This is a genomic window from Actinomadura barringtoniae, assembly GCF_017573505.1.
GTDB classification, from domain to species: domain Bacteria; phylum Actinomycetota; class Actinomycetes; order Streptosporangiales; family Streptosporangiaceae; genus Spirillospora; species Spirillospora barringtoniae.
Genome location: NZ_JAGEOJ010000005.1, coordinates 66,665 through 81,490, shown reverse-complemented (window position 1 = coordinate 81,490; position 14,826 = coordinate 66,665). Strand labels below are relative to the sequence as shown.

The window sequence follows — 14,826 nt, the reverse complement described above, 5'->3', positions numbered from 1 at the left end:
CCGTCCCCGCTTTGGCAGGCCGCGCGTTATCCCCCGTCGAAGGCAGGCCCCTGCTCACCCCGCAGAAGTGCCGTGATGGCGTCCAGGAGATCGGGCGGCTCGAGTTCGTCGAGCCGCCCGATCTCGTCCAGCCTGTGCCAGCCGAACGCGACGAACGTCTCGTTCTCCTCGGGGGTGAAGCCGTTGGGGGAGACCTCCGGCCGGCCCTGGTAGCGCGCGAGGAAGAACGGCTCGGTCTTCTTGAAGCGCTGCCCCAGCCAGGAGGAGTCGCGCTCGACCGGGATCGAGCGGTCGCCGATGGCCGCCGCGTCCAGCCCGGTCTCCTCGTCCAGCTCCCGCCGCGCCGCCTCGATCGGCGTCTCCTCGCCCTCGATTCCGCCGCCTGGAGGCTCCCAGAACACGCGCCCGGACTCGGTGTCGCGCCACTGCATGAGCAGGACGCGTTCATCCCCGTCCAGGCAGATGATGCGAACGGCGGGCCGGGTCTGGATCTCCTCGCTCATGGTTCGACTATGACCGGTATGGGGAAATCGGCTCTACTCAGGGAGCCTCCGGCTGGTTAGCGTCCGGTGACGTGGACGATGAACTGATCCTTCTCAATCCGGGCCCGGCCTGCACCTCCCGGCGGGTCAAGGACGCGATGCTGCGCGGCGACCTGTGCCATCGGGAGCCGGAGTTCGGCGAGCTGCTCGCGGGGCTGCGGGCGGACCTGCCGCGGGCGCTGGAGCTGGACGGCCACGAGGCGCTGCTGGTCACCGGCTCTGGAACGGCGGCCATGGAGATGGCGGTCATCAGCTCGGTGCGCGAGGGCCGGTCGATCCTGGTGGTCGACAACGGCGTCTACGGCGACCGGCTGCTGAAGATCGCGCGGGCGAACGGGATCACCGCCCACGCCGTGCGGCCGGAAGCGCCCGACGGTGACGAGCTGACCCGCTGGACGACGCCGATCGACCCCGAGGCCGTCCGGGCGGCGCTCGCCGCGCATCCGGACGTGGACGCGGTCGCGGTCGTTCACCACGAGACGACCACCGGCATGATCAACCCGATCCGGGAGATCGGCGCGGTGGTGGCCGAGTCGGACGCCGTCTTGGTGATCGACGCGATCAGCGGCACCGGGAACGAGGACCAGAGCCTCGGCGAGGTCGGCGCCGACATCGTCTGCGGCACGGCCAACAAGGGCCTGCACGGGCTGCCGGGCGTCGCGTTCATCCTGTGCTCGGACAAGGGCATCGAGCGGATCCAGGACGTGCCGGCGCGCAGCCTCTACCTGAACGCGGCCTCCTACCTGAAGGGGCAGCGGGACGGGAACGTGCCGTTCACTCCGGCCGTGCAGGTCTGCTACTCGCTGGACGAGGCGCTGCGCGAGTACTTCGAGGCGGGCGGCTTCCAGGCGCGGACCAAGCTCTACCGCGAACGGGCCGCGCTGGTGCGCTCGGGCTTCGAGCGGCTGGGCCTGGAGATCCTGGTCAGGCCGGGTGCCCGGTCCAACTCGGTGACGATGCTTCACCTTCCGGATGCCGTCCCGTACGACAGGCTTCACGACCGGCTCAAGGAGCGCGGATACGTCATATATGCCGGTCAAGGGGCTCTTTCGTCCCGTTTCTTCCGAATCTGCACGATGGGGGAGATCCCTTGGCATCGGCTGGAGCGTCTCGAAGAGGCGCTCGGCGAATCGATACACCCGTGATCTAGGGACTGGAGCGCTCCTTGCAGCTGAACCTGTACCGGTTGTGGATCTTCATGACGGTCGTGGAGGAGGGCGGGTTCTCCGCCGCCGCGAACAAGCTCTACCTCAGCCAGCCATCGGTCTCCAACCAGGTCAGGCAGCTCGAGCAGGCCCTGCGCACGACGCTGATCGACCGCAGCGGCGCCCGCATCCGGCTCACCGCCGAGGGCGAGGTGCTGCTGGAGTACGCCAAGCGCGTCTTCCTGCTGGCAGACGAGGCGGTCACCGCGATCCGGCAGGTGTCGGGACTGCAGAGCGGGACGCTGGTCGCGGGCGGCTCCACGACCGTCGGAACGTACCTGCTCCCGCCGCTGCTGGCCGCCTTCCGGCAGGAGCACCCGGGCATCGACGTGGGGATCTTCGTCGGCAACGCCGAGCAGGTGGAGAAGCGGCTGGTCGACGGCGAGGTCGGGATCGCGGTCTTCGCCGGGGTGCCGAAGGCGCCGCAGCTCGACAGCGAGCCGATCCTGGAGGACCGGGTCGTCCTGATCACGCCGCCCGACCATCCGCTCGCCGCCGAGAAGGCGATCTCGCCGGACCGGCTGACCGATGAACGGTTCCTGCTGCGCGAACCCGGCTCGTCCACCCGCGGCGTGCAGGAGGAGGCACTGCGGTCCTGGGGCCTGGAGGACGCCTCCCAGGCCGAGATCTGGGGACCCGAGACGATCAAGCAGGCGGTCGCCGCCGGGCTCGGCATCTCGCTGGTGTCCGAGCACTGCGTGGAGGCCGAGCTCGCCGACCGGCGCCTCGCCGTCCTGGACGTCACGCCGGCGCCCGAGCCCCGCCCGATCGTGATGGCCCACCGCCGCGACCGCCTGCTCGGCCCGGCCGAGCAGGAGTTCATCAAGCTCCTCAAGACCACCCACTCGTGGCCGTCGCGCCGTTCCCTGCGCGTCGTCGCCTCGACGCCGCGCTGAGACCGCGCTGAAACCGCGCGTCGTCGCCTCGACCACGCGCGCTGACCCCCGTTCCCCTGGAGGCCCAGTCATGGCGCTGCCCTCGCGCGCCCGGATCGTGATCATCGGCGGCGGGATCGTCGGCTGCAGCGTGGCCTACCACCTGGCCCGCGAAGGCGAACGCGACGTCGTCCTGCTGGAACAGGGGCGGCTGTCGTGCGGCACCACCTGGCACGCGGCCGGGCTCGTCGGGCAACTGCGCAGCACCGAGAACATGACGCGGCTGATCCGCTACTCGACCGAGCTGTACGCCGAGCTGGAGGCCGAGACCGGGTTCGCGACCGGCTGGAAGCGCACCGGCTCGGTCTCGGTGGCCCGTACGCCCGAACGCATGACCCAGCTGCGCCGTACCGCCGCCGCGGCCCGCTCGTACGGCGTCGAGGCGGAGGTGATCTCGGCGCGCGAGGCGGGCGGGCTGTGGCCGGTCATGCGGACGGGCGACCTGGCGGGCGGGGTCTGGCTGCCCGGCGATGGGAAGGCCAACCCGTCCGACCTGACCCAGGCGCTGGCCCGTGGCGCCGCGCAGCGCGGCGTGACCGTGGTGGAACGTACCAAGGTCACCGGCATGGAGATCCGCGACCGCACGGTCCACAGGGTGTGCACGGACAACGGCGCCATCGAGTGCGAGATCGTCGTCAACTGCGCCGGGCAGTGGGCGCGGGAGATCGGCCGGATGGCGGGCGTGACCGTTCCGCTGCACTCGGCCGAGCACTACTACATCGTCACCGAGCGCATGGCGGGCGTGCATCCCGACCTGCCCGTCCTCCGCGACCCGGACGGCTGCACCTACTTCAAGGAGGAGGTCGGCGGGCTGGTCGTCGGCGGGTTCGAGCCCGACGCCAAGCCGTGGGGGATGGACGGCATCCCGTACCCGTTCGAGTTCCAGCTGCTGGACGAGGACTGGGACCAGTTCGCGATCCTCATGGAGAACGCGATCCAGCGGGTGCCCGAGCTCGACCGCACCGGCGTGAAGAAGTTCTACAACGGCCCCGAAAGCTTCACCCCGGACAACAACTTCCTTCTCGGCGCGGCTCCAGAGCTGCGCGACTTCTACGTCGGCGCGGGCTTCAACTCGGCCGGGATCGCCTCGGCCGGGGGAGCGGGCCGGGCGCTCGCGGAATGGATCCTCGCGGGCGAACCCGGGATGGACCTGTGGCCGGTCGACATCCGCCGCTTCGCCCGCTGGGCCGACAACGACGCCTGGCTGCACGACCGGGTCAAGGAGACGCTCGGGCTGCACTACGCGATGGCCTGGCCCAACAAGGAGCTCGGCACCGCCCGCCCGCTGCGCCGCTCGCCCGTTCACCACCTGCTGCGCGACGCGGGCGCCTCGTTCGGTACGAAGATGGGCTGGGAACGGGTCAACTACTTCGGCCCGCCGCCGGTCTATTCGTTCGATCGCCAGAACTGGCACGACCAGGTCGGCGCCGAGGTCCGCGCCACCCGCGAGGACGTCGCGCTGTTCGACCAGACCTCGTTCTCCAAGTTCACGGTCAAGGGACGCGGCGCCGAGCAGGCGCTCCAGTGGTTGTGCGCCAACGACGTCGCCGTCGATCCCGGCCGCGTCGTCTACACCGGCCTGCTGAACGACCGGGGCGGCTACGAGAGCGACCTGACCGTCACCCGCGTCTCCGGCGACGAATATCTCCTGGTCAGCGGCTCGGCGCAGGCCACCCGCGACTTCGACTACCTGGAACGCAATCTCACCGATTCCGACTCCGGTTGCGCCGTGGTCGACGTGACGAGCGCCTATGCGGTCTTCGGGATCATGGGTCCTCGGTCCCGCGACCTGCTCTCGGCGCTCTCGAAGGCGGACCTGTCCAACGAGGAGTTCCCGTTCGGCACCAGCCGCCTCATCGACCTCGGCTACGCGACGGTCCGGGCCACGCGCGTGACGTACGTGGGGGAGCTGGGGTGGGAGCTGTACGTACCGGCCGAGTTCGCCGTCACCGTCTACGAGACCCTGCTCGCGCAGGAGCCCGCCCAAGCCGGTTACTACGCGATCGAGGCCATGCGGATCGAGAAGGGCTACCGGGCCTGGGGACGCGAGCTGACCCCCGACCGGACCCCTGTCGAGGCGGGTCTGACCTTCGCCTGCAAGAAAGACACCCTCTACCGAGGGCGCGAGGCCGTCGAGCGCCAGCGCGCGGAGGGCGTACGCCGTAGGCTCGTCTCACTCACCCTGGACGACCCGGCGGCGACGCTGTGGGGCGGCGAACTGCTGCTCCGCGACGGCGAACCCTCCGGATCGGTCAGCTCGGCCGCCCACGGCCACACTCTCGGCACGGCGGTCGCGCTGGCCTACGTCCAGGCGGAGCACGTCATCGAGCGCGCCCACCTCACGGGCGCCAAGTACGAGGTCGAGGCGGCCGGCCGGCGTTACGACGCGACCGTCCACCTCAGGGCGCCGTACGACCCGAACGCGGCGAAGGTGAAAACATGAACGTCCTGACGCTCTCCTGCCCCGACCGACCGGGCATCGTCGCGGCGGTCTCGGGCCTGCTGGCCGAGCGCGGCTGCAACATCGTCGAGAGCCAGCAGTTCAGCGACCTGGACACCGGCCGCTTCTTCATGCGCGTCGCCTTCACCACCCCGGCCGGCGTCACCGACCTGGAGAACGCCTTCGGCGCGCTGGACCTCGACCACGAATGGCAGCTCGACTCCGCCAGGACACGGGTGCTCATCATGGTCTCCAAGGCGGGCCACTGCCTGAACGACCTTCTCTACCGCCACCGTTCGGGGCTGCTGGACATCGACGTCGTCGCGGTCGTCTCCAACCACCCCGACCTGCGGCCGCTGACCCAGTCGTACGGCATCGACTACCACCATCTGCCGGTCGCCCCGCAGGGCAAGCCCGCGCAGGAGGCCGAGATCCTCACCCTGGTCGAGCACTACAACGCCGACCTGGTGGTCCTGGCCCGCTACATGCAGATCCTGTCCAGCGACTTCTGCGCCAAGCTGCCGGGCAAGGTCATCAACATCCACCACTCGTTCCTGCCGAGTTTCAAGGGCGCCAAGCCGTACCACCAGGCGCACGCCCGGGGCGTGAAGCTCATCGGCGCGACCGCCCACTACGTCACGCCCGACCTGGACGAGGGCCCGATCATCGAGCAGGAGGTGGCGCGCGTGGACCACTCCCAGAGCGCCGAAGACCTCATGGCGGTCGGCCGTGACATGGAGTGCCTGGCCCTTGCGCGCGCGGTCCGCTGGCATGCCGAGCACCGCGTTCTGCTGAACGGCCAGCGCACCGTCGTCTTCCGTTGATCCTCCGCTAGTCCCCGATGCGGTAGCCCACGTTGGGGATGGTGTGGACGGCGGGCGGATCGCCGAGCTTGCGGCGGAGCCTGCTGATGGTCACCGTCACGATGTTGGAGAACGGGTCGATGTGCTCGTCCCACACGTTCTCCAGGAGATCCTCGGCGCTGAGCACGGTCGGATGCGCGCGCATGAGCGCCTCCAGAACGGCGAACTCCCGTGCCGACAGGTCGAGCCGGTGCCCGTGCCGGGTGGCGGTGTGGCCGAGCGGATCGAGCTCGATGCCCGCCGCGCGGAACACCCGTGGCCGCACGGTCGGCTGCCGCCGGGCCAGCGCCCGGACCCGCAGGACGAGCTCGGGAAAGTGGAACGGCTTGGGCAGGTAGTCGTCCGCGCCGATGCTGAGCCCGGTGACGCGGTCGCCGGGAGCGGCCGCAGCGGTGAGCATGAGCACCATCGCGGGATCGTCGCGGTCGGCGATCATCCGGCAGAGCAGGTCGCCGTGCAGGCCGGGCAGGTCGCGGTCGAGGACGACGACCTGGTAGGCGGCGAGGTCGAGCTTGGCCGCCGCGTCGCGCCCGTCGTAGGCGATGTCGACGGCCATGCCCTGGTCCCGCAGCCCTTCGGCGATGCCGTCGGCGAGTGAACGGGAGTCCTCCACGACCAGGACCTTCACGACCGGCCCGCCATCGTCGCGGCGCGGGGGAGGGTGATCGTCACCCGGAGACCGCCGCCGGGGAGGGCCTTGAGGCCGAGGCCGCCGCCGTGGGCCTCGGCGATCGACTTCACGATGGACAGGCCGAGCCCGTTGCCGTCGCCGGTGTTGGTGCGTTCCTGGCCGAGGCGGTGGAACGGCCTGCCGAGCCGGTCGACGTCGTCCTGAGCCAGGACCGCGCCGCCGTTCTCTACGACGACCCGGGCGTGCCCGCCTTCGGCCTGCGTGCGGACGCGGACCCAGCCGCCGGGCTCGTTGTGCCGGATCGCGTTGTCGATGATGTTCTCGATCATGCGGGACAGCAGCGCGAGGCTCCCCGTGACGACCGCCTCAGGACCGGAGTCGGGGCCGGGCTCGTGGTCGATGGTGAGCGCCAGGTCCGAGGCGGCTTCCGCCCGTCGCTCGATCGCGGCGGAGGCCGTGCCGCTCAGTGAGACGGTGGCCTGGTCGGAGGCCGGGACCTGCCGCGTGCGGGCGAGGGTGAGGAAGCCCTCCAGGAGAGAGTCGATGTGGTCGAGTTCGTGGCGGATCCGTCCGGCGAGGGCGACGTTCTCCGGCGGCAGCGGACCGGGCTTGGCCATCGCCACGTCCAGCCAGACGCGCATGGTCGCCAGCGGGGTGCGCAGCTCATGCGACACGTTGGCGACGAACCGCCGCTCGAACTCGAACGACCGCTCCAGACGCGCGGCCACCAGCCGCCCGAACACGATCGAGACGACCGCCATCGTCGCCATCGCGATGCCCGCCAGGATGAGCAGCCCTTGCAGGTTCGAGCCGTGCACGGTCGTGACGCCGCCCGACCCGGACCCCGACCCGGACCCCGACCCGGACCCCGTCCCGGCCGGGTCGGACCGGGACACGTGGGTGGTGGTCGAGACGCTCTGCCACAGGCCGACCGTGACCACCAGCAGGATGGCGCCCGCCGCCACGATGAGCCGCCAGTAATGGAGCCGCATGACCGCAAGGGTGCCCGGTCCGGCATGACACGGAGATAACAGGCCGCGTTCGGCTGCCGCAACCGCCCCGGCCGTAGAACGGTCCCCGACCGATGAACGAGGCCGGGAGACGCCGTGAAACAAGACTTTCTGCAGGTGGTGCGTGCGGAATGGACCAAGTTCCGGACCGTGCGCGGATGGGTGCTCGGCATGGCGGCCGCCGCGCTGATGGTGGTCCTGGTCGCCCTGCTCGCCGGGGCGAGCAGCGATCAGAGCGGGTCACCGCCCGTTCCGGTCGGGCCGGGCGGTGAGCCGGTCACCGACACCTTCTACTTCGTACACCGGCCGCTGGCGGGGAACGGCAGCGTCACCGTCTCGGTGTCCACGCTCAAGAGCAGCGTTCCCCAGGGCCCCGAGCACATGAAGCCGGGCGTCGTGCCGTGGGCGAAGGCCGGGCTCATCATCAGGGGGAGCAGCCGTCAAGGATCGCCCTACGCGGCGATCATGCTGACCGGCGGCCACGGCGTCCGGATGCAGAACGACTTCGTCAACGACACGGCAGGCATCGTCCCCGGCGCGTCTCCGCGCTGGCTGCGGCTGGATCGTTCAGGCGACGAGGTCACCGGCCACGCCTCCGCCGACGGCACGCACTGGACCAAGGTGGGCACCGTCCATGTGAACGGGCTCGGCCCGACCGTCCAAGGCGGGCTCTTCGTCGCGTCGCCGCCCTCCCCACGAGGCATGGGGACGGTGCCCAGCGTCTCCACCGCCGCCTTCAAGGATCTCCGAACGCAGGGAGGCTGGGCCCCTGGCGCCTGGACAGGCGACCAGGTGGGAGCCACATCTCCGACCTTCGCCGGCTACCCGCAGGGCACGTCGGGTTCGTTCACCCGATCCGGCGCGGGATCCGGCGGCTTCACGGTGACCGGGGCCGGTGACCTGGCGCCCGCCGTCCGCGACAGCCTGCCGACCGGCGGCACCCTCGGCGAGATCCTCACCGGCACGTTCCCCGCCCTCATCGCGGTGATCGTCGTCGGAGCGCTGTTCGTCACCTCCGAGTACAGGCTGAGCCTGATCCGCGTCACCCTCGCCGCCAGCCCGCATCGGGCCCGAGTCCTGGTGGCCAAGGCCCTCGTGCTGGGAGGCGTCACGTTCGTCGCCGGGTTCGTGGGGACGGCCGTCGCGCTGCCGCTCGGCGAACACCTCGCCCGCTCCAACGGCGTCGTCGTCTTCCCGGCGACGGCGTGGACCGAACTGCGCGTCGAACTCGGCACCGCCGCGCTGCTCGCGACCGTCGCGGTCATGGCCCTCGCCGCAGGCACCGCGTTCCGCCACAGCGCCGGCGCGGTCGCGACCGTCATCGTGGCCGTCGTGCTGCCCTACTTCCTGATCGCCATCCCGTTCATGCCCGCGAGCGCCTCCGACTGGCTGACCCGGGTGACACCGGCCGCGGCACTCGCCCTCCAGCAGACGCTCGTCGAATACCACCAGGTGACGAGCATCTATTCGCCCTACAACGGCTACTACCCCCTGGCCCCTTGGGAGGGCTTCGCGGTCCTGGCCGCCTACGCGGCGGTCAGCCTGGCCGCAGCGGCCGTCCTTCTCCGCAGGAGGGACGCATGAGGCTCGCCCTGCACGCCGAGTGGACCAAACTGCGGACGGTCGCCGCCCCCGCGTGGCTGCTGCTCGGCACCATCGTCGCGACCGTGGCCCTCAGCGCCGCAGCGGCCTCGGTCGTCACGAACACCGACGACCCGACCCGGCTCAGCCTCATCGGCGTCGAACTCGGCCAGGCCCTGGTCGCGGTCCTGGCCGTGCTGGTCATCAGCGGCGAGTTCGGCTCGGGCATGATCCAGACCACGCTCACGGCGATGCCGCGCCGGATGAACGTCCTGGCGGCCAAGGCCATCACGCTCACAGCCGCCGTGACGGCCGCCGGAACCGTCGCGGTCCTCGGCGCGTTCATCGCCGGACGGCTCATCCTCCCCGCTCCGCCCATCACCCACGAGCCGACGCCGCGTGCGGTCGCCGGGTCGGTCCTCTACTTGATCCTCATCGCCCTGCTCAGCCTCGGCGTCGCCACCGCCGTACGGGATTCCGCGACCAGCATCGGGGTCGTCCTCGGCCTGCTCTACCTCGTCCCGATCATCGCCCGGACGATCGGCGACCCGCACTGGCAGCGCCTGCTCCAGCAGGTCGCGCCGATGAGCGCCGGGCTCGCCGTTCAGGTCACCACCGACCTGCACGACCAGCCCATCGGCCCGTGGGCGGGCCTAGGCGTCCTGGCCGCCTGGACCGCCACCGCCCTCCTCACCGGCTGGCTCCGGCTGCGTCGATGAGATCGCGGATCCGGTCGGTCTCGGTCCCGCGGCGCCAGTAGAGGACCGCGCGGGCCGGGGGCAGGCCGGCGAACGGGAGGAACGCCACGCCTGGATACGCGTAGTGGAGGGTCGTGGCCGTGCAGGTGAGGTAGGCGCCGTCGCCGCGCGCGACGAAGTTCAGCATCTCGTGGTGGCTGCGGGCGATCGGGCCGCGGGGGATGGGACGGCCGCTCGGCGTGGCCGGCGGCGGCATGAAGGCCGCGGCCAGCTCCGGGGGCACCGACTCGTGCGGCCGCACCATGGTCACCCCCGCGAGATCCTCCACCGTCACCGGCGAGGTCCCCGCCGCGGCGACCAGCGGATGCGCGCTGGAGATCGCCAGGACCCGCGGGTACTCGGCGACGACCGGGCCGGTGACCAGGTCGGGCTGGTCGAGGGGCGAGGAGGTGAGCTGGACGTCGACCTCGCCCCGGCGCAGCGGCCCGAGCATGTCCGCCCAGTGGATCTCGCGGACCCGCACTTCGCGGCCGGAGTCCCGTCCCTTGTAGACGCGGACGAGCTCGTCCAGGACGTCGATGAACGAGCCGAAATAGCCGACCGACAGCCCCTGCGCCATCCGCCGGACCTCGGCGACGGCCGTCGCCCGCCTGGTCATCGAGGCCCTCGGCCGCTGACGCGCGCCGATTCGTGCAGGTTGGGCGGGCTTTGGGCTGGAGGTCGTGAAGGGGAATCGGTGACACGCCGACGCGCTTACCCGGCCCGGACGGTGACATTGCCTCACTATGGGTAACGGCGCCCGTGTAATCGCCGAATGCTTCACGGGGGTGGTCATGGGCGAGACGCTGATCACGGATTTGATGGGCGAGGCGGAGGTCCGCCAGCGCGCCCGGCGCCTTGCCGTGCAAGAGTTCCGGCCGCGCCGTTCGGCGGTCGGGCTGGTCACCGGGCTCGCGGTCACGCTGGCCGGGACCGTCGTCGCGGCCGAGGCGCTCACGCTCACTATCGGCCTGCCCCGGTGGAACCCCGCGGTCCAGCGGCTGGTGGACATCCTGCGCCGGACGGACTGGAACTCGCCCTGGGTGCTGCTGGCAGCTGGGGTCATGGTCCTGACCGGCGTCCTGCTGCTGGTGGCGGCGCTGCCGGGCAGGCCTCGGCCGATCGCGCTGCGCGGCGGAGACCCGCGGGTCGCGGGTGCGCTGGCCCGTTCGGCGATGCAGCGGGTCCTCATGCACGCGGCGCTGGACGTTCCCGGGGTGGACAAGGCGAAGGTGCGGCTGAGGGGCCGCTCCAAGCGGCGGCGACGAGTCGTGGTGTGGGCGGGCACCGGCTATCGCAACCCCGCCAACCTGGCCGACCTGGTGCGGACCTCGGTGATCGGCCGCATGGGCGGCGTGGGTCTGATGAACGAGCGGTACGTGGTCGTACGGCTCAGCTGGCGGAAGGACTAGGCGGATGCGAGCCGGGATCGCGGTGACCGGGCTGGTGCTGCTGGGCGCGGGCGTGGCGGCGCTGTGCGTGGGGCTGGGCCTGTTCGGCCCCGGGCCCGCGGCGCGGCCCGTGCTGGATCCGGCGGCCGGGCGGTACGCGGACACGACCGGCTGGTTCTGGCCGGTCGTCGCGGGCGCCGGCGAGGCCGTGATGCTCGCCGGGCTGGTGTGGGTGACGCGGCAGAGCCGCGACGGCGTCCGCCGGCTGCGGCCCGCGCTCGACGGCCCGACCCGGATGCTCGCGCGTGCGGCGGGCGGCGACCTGCTGCGGGACGCCCGCGTGCTGCCGGGCGTCGAGGACGTGAAGCTCCGCCTCACCGGGACGAAGGCCAGGCCGCGGCTGGTGATGACCGTGCTGTGCGACGAGGACGCGCCGCTGGGCGAGGTCTACCGCGGGCTCGAACTCGGTCCCACCGCGCGCTACCGCGCGGCGATGGGGATGGACGATCTCACCGTGGTCGTCCGCTTCCGCCTTGTATACCGCGAGGCACGCCTGTCCTAGTGTTGCCGCCATGACTTCCGAGATGTCGGCGAACGTCGCGGCCTTCGAGCAGACGCTGCGGTCCACGATCGAGCTGTGCGAGTCGTTCGGCACCGCGGAGTGGGACCTGGCGACCGAGTGCCCGGGCTGGAGCGTGAAGGACGTCGTCTCGCACCTGGTCAGCGTGGAGGCGGCGCTGCTCGGCGATCCCGCTCCCGACCACGTGCTGCCGGACGGGTTGCCGTACGTGCGCAACGACTTCGGGCGGATGCTCGAGGTCGGCGTCGACGCGCGGCGGGGGAGGCCGGGCGAGGAGGTGCTCGCCGAGTTGCGCGACGTGCTCGAGCGGCGGATGGCGCGGTTGCCGGAGATCGATCCGGAGGGGCTGACGACGGCGCCGACCGGGCGCCAGGTGCCGTACTCGATGTTCATGGTGTTCCGCGCGTTCGACTGCTGGGTGCACGAGCAGGACGTCCGCCGGGCCGTCGGCCGTCCGGGCAACCTGGACGCGCCCGCCGCCGCGTGCGCGCTGACGATCCTGCGTCCCGGGCTGCCGGTCGTGGTCGCCAAGCGGGCGGGCGCGAAGCCGGGTCAGTCGGTGGAGTTCCGCGTCGGCCGCGAGCAGCCGTTCACGGCGTTCGTGAAGGTGGGCGACGACGGCCGCGGGCGCCTGGCGGACGAGGTGGAGGGCACCCCGACGGTGTCGCTGCGGATGGACTGGGAGGCCTACACGCGACTGGCGGCGGGCCGGTGCGAGCCGCAGGCCTTCGATGTCGAGGTCGAGGGCGACGCCGACCTGGGCTCGCGCGTGCTGTCCAACATGTCCGTCACACCCTGACACCTTGGTGAGGGCTTTGGGTGTTATTGGGGTCATGAATCCCCAAGTCTCCGGATTGCTGGGCTACTGTCCGAAGTGACCGCTCTACGTCGAGGGGAACGGGGGAACAGGCTTGCTTGATGCTCCAGGAAACGGTGGCTCGAAGTCGGAGCCCTTCGACGCACAGGGGGCAACTACGGACAACTACTCGGGCCCCTTCCACTGAGGCCCGTCCCAGCCGAGGGCCGTGGTGAGAACGTTCACCACGGCCCTTGTTCATGTGTGTGACGGCCGCCACGCGGTCGGTCGGTTGTGTTTTCCAACTCTCAGGCGCACACTCACTACCAGTGAGTAGGAAAACCAGACTGAGGAGGTCGGCCATGAGAGACGCGGTGATCGTCGAGGCGGTCCGCACGCCGGTGGGTAAGGGCAAGCCGAACGGTGCGCTGCACGGCGAGCACCCCGTCGACCTGCTGGCCCGCACGCTCCAGACGCTGGTCGAGCGCGCCGGCATCGACCCGGCGCAGGTCGACGACGTCGTGGGCGGCGTCGTGACCCAGGTCGGCGAGCAGGCGATCAACGCCACCCGCCAGGCCGTGCTCGCCGCCGGCTTCCCCGAGAGCGTCCCGGCCACCACCGTCGACCGCCAGTGCGGCTCGTCCCAGCAGGCCGCGCACTTCGCCGCGCAGGGCGTGATCAGTGGCGCGTACGACATCGCGATCGCGTGCGGCGTCGAGTCGATGTCGCGCGTGCCGATGGGCAGCAACGTCCTGCCCGGCAGCGACCCGTTCGGCAAGAACCTCGCGGGCCGCTACCCCGAGGGCCTGGTCGGCCAGGGCATCAGCGCCGAGCTGATCACCGCCCGCTGGAAGCTCGACCGCACCGACCTGGACGCGTTCGCGCTGGAGTCGCACCGCCGCGCCGCCGCCGCGTGGGAGCGCGGCGAGTTCGACCGCGAGGTCGCCTGGACGGGGCAGCGCGACGAGACCATTCGGCCGGGAACCTCCCTGGAGGCGCTCGCCGGGCTGAAGCCCGCCTACCACCACCCGATGTTCGAGGAGCGGTTCCCCGAGATCACCTGGCAGGTGACCGCGGGCAACGCCTCCCCGATCAACGACGGCGCCGCCGCGCTGCTCACCATGGAGGCCGAGACCGCCCGCCGCCTCGGCCTGCGCCCGCGCGCCCGCTTCCACTCGTTCGCCGTCGTGGGCGACGACCCGCTGCTGATGCTCACCGCGATCATCCCCGCCACCGAGAAGGTGCTGGCCCGCGCGAACCTCTCGCTCGCCGACATCGGCCTCTTCGAGGTGAACGAGGCGTTCTCGCCCGTCGTGCTGGCCTGGCAGCACGAGACCGGCGCCGACCTGGACAAGGTCAATGTGCGCGGCGGCGCGATCGCCATCGGCCACCCGCTCGGCGCCAGCGGCGCCCGCATCATGACCACCCTCGTGCACGCCATGGAGGACCGCGGCGCCCGCTACGGACTCCAGACCATGTGCGAGGCGGGCGGCCTGGCCAACGCGACCGTTCTCGAGCTCCTCTGACACCGCGAAGCGATGCGGGGGGTGTGGGGGGTCGTCCCCCCTCGGAGGACACCGCGGGCCGGCCGTTCCGGCCGGCCCGCCCACCTATGCTGATCGCTATGCCCAAGGACGCCGACCCGCGCGAATGCTCGGTCGCCGACGCACTCCAGGTCGTCGGCGAGCGCTGGACGCTGCTGGTCATCCGGGAGCTGATCTACGGCGTGCGCCGCTTCGACGGCATCGCCCGCAACACCGGCGCGTCCCGCGACATCCTCACCGTCCGGCTCCGCAAGCTGGAGGCCGCCGGGCTGATCCGGCGCGAGCTCTACAGCGAGCACCCCGCCCGCCACGAGTACCACCTGACCTCCGCCGGCCGCGAGCTGAGCGACGTGCTGGCCGTCCTCATGAAGTGGGGCGACCGGCACCTGAACCCCGAGGACCCGCCGGTCCGCTGGATCCACACCTGCGGCGAACGCCTCGACCCCGTCCTGGTCTGCGGCCACTGCGGCCGCCCGGCGAGCGAGGGCGGCCACCCCGAGGGCCGGGGCGCCCGAACGTCCTGACGCCCGGCCTGTGAACCGTTCCGACCATGACGAACGGTTCCCTGTAC

At 71.4% G+C, this 14,826-nt stretch carries 15 protein-coding genes; 11 read left to right on the top strand and 4 right to left on the bottom strand.

From position 1 onward, the window contains the following. Window positions 1-26: 26 nt before the first annotated feature. Entirely contained in the window at window positions 27-503 is a 477-nt protein-coding gene (locus tag J4573_RS13105) for an NUDIX hydrolase (RefSeq protein ID WP_208255702.1), read from the bottom strand. 71 nt (window positions 504-574) lie between these two features. Here J4573_RS13105 and J4573_RS13100 point away from each other — a divergent pair, with 71 nt between their 5' ends. From J4573_RS13100 to purU, 4 genes are all read left to right on the top strand, one after another. Beyond that, the gene (locus tag J4573_RS13100) at window positions 575-1,687 is read left to right on the top strand and encodes a pyridoxal-phosphate-dependent aminotransferase family protein (protein ID WP_208255701.1); all 1,113 of its coding nucleotides are present in this window, start codon (window positions 575-577) and stop codon (window positions 1,685-1,687) included. A gap of 20 nt (window positions 1,688-1,707) precedes the next feature. Continuing rightward, entirely contained in the window at window positions 1,708-2,643 is a 936-nt protein-coding gene (locus J4573_RS13095) for a LysR substrate-binding domain-containing protein (protein WP_208255700.1), read from the top strand. 70 nt (window positions 2,644-2,713) lie between these two features. Next, the gene (locus J4573_RS13090) at window positions 2,714-5,125 is read left to right on the top strand and encodes a GcvT family protein (RefSeq protein ID WP_208255699.1); all 2,412 of its coding nucleotides are present in this window, start codon (window positions 2,714-2,716) and stop codon (window positions 5,123-5,125) included. After that, window positions 5,122-5,946 (top strand): formyltetrahydrofolate deformylase, encoded by an 825-nt coding sequence (gene purU / locus J4573_RS13085; RefSeq protein ID WP_208255698.1) that lies wholly within the window; start codon window positions 5,122-5,124, stop codon window positions 5,944-5,946. The genes J4573_RS13090 and purU overlap by 4 nt, the downstream gene beginning before the upstream one ends. Before the next feature lie 7 nt (window positions 5,947-5,953). Here the strand turns inward: purU and J4573_RS13080 are convergent, their stop codons facing one another. Together J4573_RS13080 and J4573_RS13075 are read right to left on the bottom strand one after the other, a co-directional pair. Beyond that, window positions 5,954-6,613: a response regulator transcription factor gene (locus J4573_RS13080; RefSeq protein ID WP_208255697.1), complete on the bottom strand. Its 660-nt coding sequence runs from the start codon at window positions 6,611-6,613 to the stop codon at window positions 5,954-5,956. Beyond that, window positions 6,610-7,608, bottom strand: a complete 999-nt coding sequence (locus J4573_RS13075) for a sensor histidine kinase (protein WP_208255696.1) — start codon at window positions 7,606-7,608, stop codon at window positions 6,610-6,612. The genes J4573_RS13080 and J4573_RS13075 overlap by 4 nt, the downstream gene beginning before the upstream one ends. Before the next feature lie 114 nt (window positions 7,609-7,722). Between J4573_RS13075 and J4573_RS13070 the strand changes: the two genes are divergently transcribed. Next, window positions 7,723-9,210, top strand: coding sequence for a DUF1349 domain-containing protein (locus J4573_RS13070; protein WP_307796611.1), 1,488 nt, complete (start codon window positions 7,723-7,725; stop codon window positions 9,208-9,210). Further along, the gene (locus J4573_RS13065) at window positions 9,207-9,926 is read left to right on the top strand and encodes an ABC transporter permease (protein ID WP_208255695.1); all 720 of its coding nucleotides are present in this window, start codon (window positions 9,207-9,209) and stop codon (window positions 9,924-9,926) included. The genes J4573_RS13070 and J4573_RS13065 overlap by 4 nt, the downstream gene beginning before the upstream one ends. Here the strand turns inward: J4573_RS13065 and J4573_RS13060 are convergent. Next, window positions 9,898-10,563 (bottom strand): LysR substrate-binding domain-containing protein, encoded by a 666-nt coding sequence (locus tag J4573_RS13060; RefSeq protein ID WP_208255694.1) that lies wholly within the window; start codon window positions 10,561-10,563, stop codon window positions 9,898-9,900. The genes J4573_RS13065 and J4573_RS13060 overlap by 29 nt on opposite strands. Before the next feature lie 175 nt (window positions 10,564-10,738). Between J4573_RS13060 and J4573_RS13055 the strand changes: the two genes are divergently transcribed. The 5 genes from J4573_RS13055 (at window position 10,739) to J4573_RS13035 (ending at window position 14,779) form a co-directional block, all read left to right on the top strand. Then, window positions 10,739-11,356: a DUF6286 domain-containing protein gene (locus J4573_RS13055; RefSeq protein ID WP_208255693.1), complete on the top strand. Its 618-nt coding sequence runs from the start codon at window positions 10,739-10,741 to the stop codon at window positions 11,354-11,356. A 4-nt stretch (window positions 11,357-11,360) separates the two neighbouring features. After that, window positions 11,361-11,897: a hypothetical protein gene (locus J4573_RS13050; RefSeq protein ID WP_208255692.1), complete on the top strand. Its 537-nt coding sequence runs from the start codon at window positions 11,361-11,363 to the stop codon at window positions 11,895-11,897. A 10-nt stretch (window positions 11,898-11,907) separates the two neighbouring features. Further along, complete coding sequence (locus J4573_RS13045; protein WP_208255691.1) at window positions 11,908-12,714, top strand: maleylpyruvate isomerase family mycothiol-dependent enzyme; 807 nt, start codon at window positions 11,908-11,910, stop codon at window positions 12,712-12,714. 359 nt (window positions 12,715-13,073) lie between these two features. Next, on the top strand, window positions 13,074-14,237 hold the full coding sequence (locus J4573_RS13040) for a thiolase family protein (RefSeq protein ID WP_208255690.1): 1,164 nt from the start codon (window positions 13,074-13,076) through the stop codon (window positions 14,235-14,237). Window positions 14,238-14,335: 98 nt separating this feature from the next. Then, window positions 14,336-14,779 (top strand): winged helix-turn-helix transcriptional regulator, encoded by a 444-nt coding sequence (locus J4573_RS13035; protein ID WP_208255689.1) that lies wholly within the window; start codon window positions 14,336-14,338, stop codon window positions 14,777-14,779. The last annotated feature ends 47 nt before the right edge of the window (window positions 14,780-14,826 follow it).